Origin of the sequence: uncultured Hymenobacter sp., assembly GCF_964243305.1 — a bacterium.
GTDB lineage: Bacteria > Bacteroidota > Bacteroidia > Cytophagales > Hymenobacteraceae > Hymenobacter.
This window is the reverse complement of record NZ_CAXTEF010000014.1, coordinates 80,200-87,512: the sequence shown is the minus strand read 5'-3', so window position 1 is coordinate 87,512 and position 7,313 is coordinate 80,200. Positions and strand designations below refer to the sequence as shown.

Below are 7,313 nucleotides of genomic sequence, written 5' to 3'. Positions count from 1 at the left end.
ATTCCCTACCCCCTCCAAAGCGCGAATCAGCGCCGAGCCGATAATGGCGCCCTCGGCGTGCTGGCAGGCATTTTGGAAAGAGGCTTTGTCGGCGATGCCGAAGCCGATGAGGCGCGGGTTGCGCAGCTGCATGGCCTCAATGCGCTGAAAATAGGCTTCTTGCTCGCCGGCCGCCTGGGTATTGGCGCCGCCCGTGGTGCCGGGACCCGAGACGAGGTAAAGGAACGAATCCGTCAGCTCGTCGATGCGGCGGATGCGCTCGGGAGCGGTCTGGGGCGTGATGAGGAAGACGGGGCGCAGATTGTAGCGCTGAAAAATTTCCTGGTACTGCTCCAGGTAGTCGTCCAGGGGCAGGTCAGGCAGGATGAGCCCATCGACGCCCACGGCCGCGGCTTCGCGGCAGAAGTTCTCCATGCCGAACTGCATCACCGGGTTGAGGTAGCCCATGAGCAGGATGGGCGTGTCGGGCACAGTTTGGCGGATGTCTTTAAGCTGGCCGAACAGCACGGGCAGGCTCATGCCGTTTTTGAGGGCGGCGGTGCTGCTGAGCTGAATCACGGGTCCGTCGGCGAGCGGGTCGGAGAAGGGCATTCCGACTTCGATAAGGTCGGCACCGGCCTCTGCTAAGGCGGTTATGAGCGGTACGGTGTCGTGCAGGGTGGGGTAGCCGGCGGTGAAGTAAATGTTGAGCAGGTTTTTCTTGCTCTGAAAGGCGTGTTGGATTCGATTATTCATAGTTCTGACGTTTTTAGCCCGCAGAGGATGCAGAAGATTGCGCAGAAGGCGCTGAACGTTCAGCGCCTTCTGCGTAAACTTCTGCATCCTCTGCGGGCTAAAATGCTATTGGAGCTTGTCCGCGTATTTCAGGTACGTGTCCAAATCCTTGTCGCCGCGCCCCGATAAGTTCAGCACTACGACCTCCGATTCTGTAGCGCCGAGCTGCGGCAGCGCGGCCAGCGCGTGGGCCGTTTCCAGCGCCGGAATGATGCCTTCGAGCCGGCTCAGCTCGGCCACCGCGCGCAGGGCTGGCTCATCTTCGATGGATACAAACCGCGCCCGGCCCGACACGCCCAAATGCGCGTGCAACGGCCCGATGCCCGGATAGTCCAGCCCCGCCGAGAGCGAGTACGGCTCGGTAATCTGCCCGTGCTCGTCCTGCATGAGCAGCGTGCGCGAACCGTGAATGATGCCCGGCCGCCCCAGCACCGACGTAGCCGCCGAGTGGCCCGAATCCAGCCCGTGCCCGGCCGCCTCCACCGCAATCAATTGCACGCTGGGCTCATCCAAAAAGTGGTAGAACGCGCCGGCCGCATTGGAGCCGCCGCCCACGCAGGCCACCACGTAGTCGGGCAGCTCGGTGCCGGTCTTTTCCAGTAATTGACTTCTAATCTCTTCGCTGATAATGCTTTGCAGTCGGGCCACGAGGTCGGGGTAGGGATGCGGGCCGACGACGGAGCCGATGATGTAGTGCGTATCAACGGGGTTGGAAATCCAGTCGCGGATGGCCTCGTTGGTGGCGTCCTTGAGCGTGCGGCTGCCGCTGCTGGCGGCGCGCACCTCGGCGCCGAGCAGGCGCATCCGCTCCACGTTGGGGCGCTGGCGGGCCATGTCCACCTCGCCCATGTACACCACGCAGGGCAGGCCCATCAGGGCGCAGACCGTGGCCGTGGCCACGCCGTGCTGCCCGGCGCCGGTTTCGGCGATAATGCGCGTCTTGCCCAGGCGCTGGGCCAGCAGAATCTGGCCCACCGTGTTATTCACCTTGTGGGCGCCGGTGTGGCAAAGGTCTTCGCGCTTGAGAAAGATGCGGGTGCCGTGCTTTTCCGACAGGCGTTTGGCCTCGAACAGGGGGGTAGGGCGGCCCACGTAGTCGCGCAGCAGACGCCGGAATTCCTGCTGGAACTCGGCGCCGTCGAGGATTTCGCGGTAGCGGGTGCGCAGCTCTTCCACATTGGGGTAGAGCATTTCGGGCACGAAGGCGCCGCCAAATTCGCCGTAGTAGCCGCGCTCCGTGGGGGATTGGTAGGTAGGGGTCATGGTTTTAACTTATTTAACGCGAAGTTTTAAAGAAGTAAAAATCAAGTCGCGCGAAGTCAGCCGCTAGACTTTGCGCGACTTGATTTTTACTTCTTTAAAACTTCGCGTGAAACTCTATCTAGTTTTCAATTCCTCAAACATCACTCGCAGCAGCCCGGCGTCTTTCACGCCGGGCGCGGTCTCAAAGCGGCTGTTCAAATCGAAGCCCGCCAGGCCGGGCAAACGCAACGCCGCCAGCTCGGCCGCGTGTTCCGGGCCGAGACCGCCGGCGAGCAAATAAGGCACGGGCAGGTTGTAATCAGCTAACAGCTGCCAGTCGAAAATGGCCCCGTTGCCGCCCGGCGCGGCGCCTTTGGTGTCGAAGAGAAAGAAGTCGCAGTGCGGCACGTAGGGCAGCAAGACTTGCAAATCCAGCGTTAAACCAACCGCAAATGCTTTTATCACCAGTAAGCCCGCCTCGCTCAGTTCCTGGCACTGCGCGGGCGTTTCGCGGCCGTGCAGCTGCACCGCGCCCAGCCCGAAGCGCCGGGCCGCGTCGATAATGGCGGCCGAATTCTCATCCACGAAAATCCCGACCCGCCAGATTTCTGGTGGCAGGCCCTGCACTAGTTCCGGCGCCAGCGCCTCGCCCACGAAGCGCGGCGAGGCGGGCGCGAAGATGAAGCCCAGGAAATCCGGCTTCAGGGCCGCTACTTCGGTCAGGGCCGCGGTGTCGCGCATTCCGCACACTTTCAGCAGCGGCCGGGCCGGGCTTGCCGGCGCGGGGGGGGGTAGGGACTGGGCGCCGCCGGGCAGGCCGGCGGCCAGAGCCAAGTTGGGCAGATACGGACGGGGCGTTTTCATAGTGAGCAGCAGGTAACAAGTAGCAAGATTAGCAGTGTGCTATTAATTTAACTTTCAACGCTTTGCCTTGGTCTAACTACTTACTTCTTGGTACTGGTTACTCGAAGCCAGCAGCTCCTGCACCAGAGTGGCGCAGGCTTTTTCGGGGCGGCTGTGGCGCATGAACGCTTCGCCGAGCAGAAAGCCGCGGTAGCCGGCCGCCCGCAGCTTCTGGATGGCCGCCGCCGAGCTGATGCCGCTCTCCGAGACTTTTACGAACTCGGCGGGAATATCGGCGGCCAGGCTCAGGGAAGTATCGAGGCTGAGGCTGAAGTCGTGCAGGTTGCGGTTGTTGACGCCCACCAAATCCACGGCGTCATGGTGGGCGGCGCGGGCCAGCTCCTCGGCGTCGTGCACTTCGAGCAGCACTTCCAGGCCCAGGCTGCGGGCCAGACTGCCCAGGCCGCGGACTTCCTGAGGCTCCAGCACGGCCGCAATCAGCAGCACGGCATCGGCGCCAAGGCTTTTGGCTTCGACAATCTGGTACTCATCCACCACGAAATCCTTGCGCAGGATGGGGCAGAAATTGTAGCGCCGGGCCACGGTCAGGTCCTCATTCTTGCCGCCGAAAAATTCGGCATCCGTGAGCACCGACAGGGCCGCCGCGCCGGCTTGCATATAGCCCAGCGTAGTGCGCTCGACGGGGGCGTAGGCATTGAGCCAGCCCTTGGAGGGCGACTTGCGCTTGAACTCGGCGATGATGCCGCTCAGGTCGTCGCGCAGCAGGTAGCGGCGCAGCGAGAGAGGCGCGCTTTCAAAGTAGAGGCTGCGCTCGAGCAGCTTGCGCGGCACCAGGCTCTGGCGCTCGGCCACTTCGCGGCGCTTGTGCAGGATGATGTTGTCGAGGATGGTGGGCATGGAGGGGGTAAAGAATGTAGCGCGGACTTTGTAGTCCGCGAGTCCAACAAGATTACGGGGCCTGCTACTTGTATTTATAAATCCTTATATTATAGAGAACAGTTGAGCACTCAATGCGGACGCGGACTACAAAGTCCGCGCTACGTTACATTTCCAGCAGCCGCTCGAACGCCTGCCGCGCCCGGCCGGCGTCCAGGGATTCTTCGGCCGCGGCCAGGCAGGTAGCGAAGTCGTCGGCCGGCCGGGCGCAGCGCAAGGCCAGTGCCGCGTTGGCCGTGACGGCGGCGCGCTGGGCGGGCGTGGCGCGGCCTTCGAGCACGTCGCGAAACTTGCCCGCCGCCTCGGCAATGGTGCGGCCCCCGGCCAGCTCGGCGGCGGCCACGACGGGCAAGCCCAGGCTGGCGGCGGTCACGACCTGCTCACCGGCGCGGCTCACGACCTTGGCCGCGCCGGTCAGAGACAGCTCATCGTAGCCGTCGAGGGCGTGCACCACGGCGTATTGGGCGTTGGTTTGCTGCAATAAATAATGGTAGAGGCGCTGCAATTCCAGACTGAACACGCCCGCCAGCTGAAAGCGTGGGCGGGCCGGATTGACCAGCGGCCCCAGGATGTTGAAAAACGTGCGCACCCCCAGCTCGCGGCGCACCGGCGCGGCGTGGCGCATGGCCGGATGAAACGCCGCCGCGTGCAGAAAGCAGATGCCGGCCCGCTTCAGCTGGGCTCGCAGTTGGGCCGGCGGACTCTGAAAATCATAGCCGAAATGGGCCAGCACATCCGACGAGCCGCAGACCGACGAGACGCCGAAGTTGCCGTGCTTGGCCACCTGCACGCCCGCGCCGGCCGCCACAAAGCAGGCCAGCGTCGAGATGTTGAGCGTGTCCTTGCCGTCGCCGCCGGTGCCCACAATGTCGAGCAGCTCGTCAGTTTCCAGCTCTGGGTCGCGGCACAAGTCCAGCAGTGCCGCCCGGAAGCCGCCCAGCTCGGCCACCGTGATGGGCCGCATCCGGTACACGGTCAGGAAGGCGGCGGTTTCGGCCGGGTTGGCCGCGCCCTGGCCCAGGGCCAGCATGGCTTCGCGGGCCTCGGCCTGGGTCAGAGGCTGCTGGTCGAAGAGCTGGTTGAGAATGTGCTTCAAGGGTGAATGATGGCTGATTTTGCGGGTGGCGGCGGGTGGCGCGGGGCTCTGGCCCCGTGCCGACTGCTAGTGGACCTCTGGCCCACAGAACGATTACGAGCGAACGACAACCGAACAACCCGGCCGGCGCGACCCGGCCGGAGGCCAGGCAACAGTTGGCACGGGGCCGGAGCCCCGCGCCAGGCAGGCGGAGCAGCTCCTACCCCAGCCAGTTTTCCAGCATCCGGGCGCCGTGCTCGGTGAGCACCGATTCCGGGTGAAACTGCACGCCGCGCACGTCATACTGGCGGTGGCGCAGGGCCAGGATTTCGCCGTCCGCGTCGCGGGCGGTTGCTTCCAGCGAGGGGGGTAGGGAATCGGGGCGAATGGCCCAGGAGTGGTAGCGGCCCACGCGCAGGCGCGGCGGCACCCCCTGAAACAGGCGCTCGTCGGGCGCCGTGATTTCGGCCTCGGTGGCCACGCCGTGCAGCACGGCGGGCAGGTTATACAGCTCGGCGCCAAAGCTTTCGGCCAGGCCCTGATGGCCCAGACACACGCCCAGAATCCGCTTGGTGGGCGCATATTGCTTGATGATGGCGGGCATCAGGCCCGCGTCGGCCGGCACGCCGGGGCCGGGCGAGAGCAGCAGCGCATCATATTCCTGCACTGCTTCCAGGGACAGCTTGTCGTTGCGAATGACGGTGGTGCTGGCGCCGTGACCCAGCTCGCGCAGCAGCTGCACGAGGTTGTAGGTGAAGGAGTCGTAGTTGTCGAGGACGAGGATTTTCATTTGGGAGGAGCTTATTACAAGAACGTTATGCTGAACATTCTGCGCTTAAAGCAGAGATGAAGAATCTCGCTCGGGGAAGTAATCAGCGGTAAACAACGATTGAATTAGTCAGCGGTAGAGATGCTTCGCTCTGCTCAGCATGACGTTCTTTAGTCATGATGTTCTTTCATCATACCTGCTGAGCTTCTTTTAGCGCTTGCCGCAGCGCGGCCAGCTTGTGGTGCACCTCATTCAGCTCCGACTCGATGGACGAGACGGCCACCACGCCCGCGCCGGCCTGATAGTAGAGCTGATTGCCGGCGCTCAGAAACGAGCGAATCATAATCGCCAGGTTCACGTCGCCGCCAAAGCCCAGGTGGCCCAGCGCGCCGCCGTAGTAGCCGCGGGCGGTGGGCTCCAGCCCATCGATGAGCTGCATGGCGCGGTGCTTGGGCGCGCCGGAGAGTGTGCCGGCCGGAAACGTGTCGGCCACGACTTGCAGCGGATTGGCCTCGGGGGCCAGCGTGGCGTTGACTTCGCTCACGAGGTGAATGACGTGGGAGTAGTACTGAATTTCGCGGAACACTTTCACCTGCACGGCGTCGCCGTGGCGGGCCAGGTCGTTGCGGGCCAGGTCCACCAGCATCACGTGCTCGGCGTTTTCCTTGGGGTCGGCGGCCAGCTGCTGGGCCAGGGCGGCGTCCTGGGCGTCGTGGCCGGTGCGGCGGAACGTGCCCGCAATCGGAAACAAGCTCGCTTGGCGCCCCTTGATGAGCACCTGCGTTTCGGGCGAGGAGCCGAAAAGCTTAAAGTCGCCGTAATCGAAATAGAACAGATACGGTGAGGGGTTGATGGAGCGCAAGGCGCGGTACACGTTAAACTCATCGCCCTGAAAACCTTGCTCAAACCGCCGCGAGAGCACCATCTGAAACACGTCGCCGCGGCGGCAGTGCTCCTGGGCCTGGGCCAGCGCCGCCAGAAACTCCGGGTCGGTCTGGTTAGTGGCCTCCTCCCCCACCAGGCTGAACTCGAACGCCGGCAGGCTGGGGCTGCGCACTAAGTTGACCAGCTGCGCGATGCCGTCGGCCTGGGGCTCGGTACCGGCGGGCGTGTGCTCAAACACGTGCAGCTCGTTGCGGAAGTGGTTGATGGCGATGACGTAGCGGTAAACGCAAAATACCGCGTCGGGAATGGCGCCGGCCGCGACCTTGGCCGGGTTCAGTGTCAGGTCCTCGAAGTACTGCACCGCCTCGTAGCTCAGATAGCCAAACAGCCCGTCGCTGATAAAGTCGAAGCCGCTTTTTTCGGCTTCAAAGCGGGCGGCAAAGGCTTGCAGCCGGGCGAGCACGGCGCCGGCGGCGGGCAGCGCGGCCGTGGTGGTGGTGCCGTCGGGCCAGGTTTCCATCACCTGCCCACTGCGCACCTCAAAGCGGGCCAGCGGGTCGCAGGCCAGGTAGGAAAAGGCGTTTTGCTGGCCGTGGTAGTCGGAGCTTTCCAGCAGCAGGCAGTTGGCGTAGCGGTCGCGCAGGCGCAGGTAAAGGCCCACCGGCGTCACGGTGTCGGCCAGCAGGCGCTGGTGGCGGGTTTGAAGGGAAAATGTCATTTGGCGAAAAAGGCACAAAAAAAGCCCGGCTGCGGGGCCGGGCTGTCCTG

The 7,313-nt window shown here is 64.0% G+C and carries 7 protein-coding genes; all 7 read right to left on the bottom strand.

What is annotated here, in order from left to right:
• Positions 1 to 735: tryptophan synthase subunit alpha (gene trpA / locus ACFE70_RS10415; protein ID WP_375417677.1), on the bottom strand; the 735-nt coding region annotated here is incomplete at its 3' end.
• A gap of 105 nt (positions 736 to 840) precedes the next feature.
• The gene (gene trpB, locus ACFE70_RS10410) at positions 841 to 2,037 is read right to left on the bottom strand and encodes a tryptophan synthase subunit beta (protein WP_375417676.1); all 1,197 of its coding nucleotides are present in this window, start codon (positions 2,035 to 2,037) and stop codon (positions 841 to 843) included.
• A gap of 114 nt (positions 2,038 to 2,151) precedes the next feature.
• Complete coding sequence (locus ACFE70_RS10405) at positions 2,152 to 2,880, bottom strand: phosphoribosylanthranilate isomerase (protein ID WP_375417675.1); 729 nt, start codon at positions 2,878 to 2,880, stop codon at positions 2,152 to 2,154.
• A 72-nt stretch (positions 2,881 to 2,952) separates the two neighbouring features.
• The gene (gene trpC, locus ACFE70_RS10400; protein ID WP_375417674.1) at positions 2,953 to 3,777 is read right to left on the bottom strand and encodes an indole-3-glycerol phosphate synthase TrpC; all 825 of its coding nucleotides are present in this window, start codon (positions 3,775 to 3,777) and stop codon (positions 2,953 to 2,955) included.
• A 145-nt stretch (positions 3,778 to 3,922) separates the two neighbouring features.
• Entirely contained in the window at positions 3,923 to 4,912 is a 990-nt protein-coding gene (gene trpD, locus ACFE70_RS10395) for an anthranilate phosphoribosyltransferase (RefSeq protein ID WP_375417673.1), read from the bottom strand.
• A 199-nt stretch (positions 4,913 to 5,111) separates the two neighbouring features.
• Complete coding sequence (locus ACFE70_RS10390; RefSeq protein WP_375417672.1) at positions 5,112 to 5,681, bottom strand: anthranilate synthase component II; 570 nt, start codon at positions 5,679 to 5,681, stop codon at positions 5,112 to 5,114.
• 169 nt (positions 5,682 to 5,850) lie between these two features.
• Positions 5,851 to 7,263 carry an anthranilate synthase component I family protein gene (locus ACFE70_RS10385; protein WP_375417671.1) on the bottom strand — a complete coding sequence of 471 codons (1,413 nt, stop codon included), beginning with the start codon at positions 7,261 to 7,263 and terminating at the stop codon, positions 5,851 to 5,853.
• Between the last annotated feature and the right edge of the window lie 50 nt (positions 7,264 to 7,313).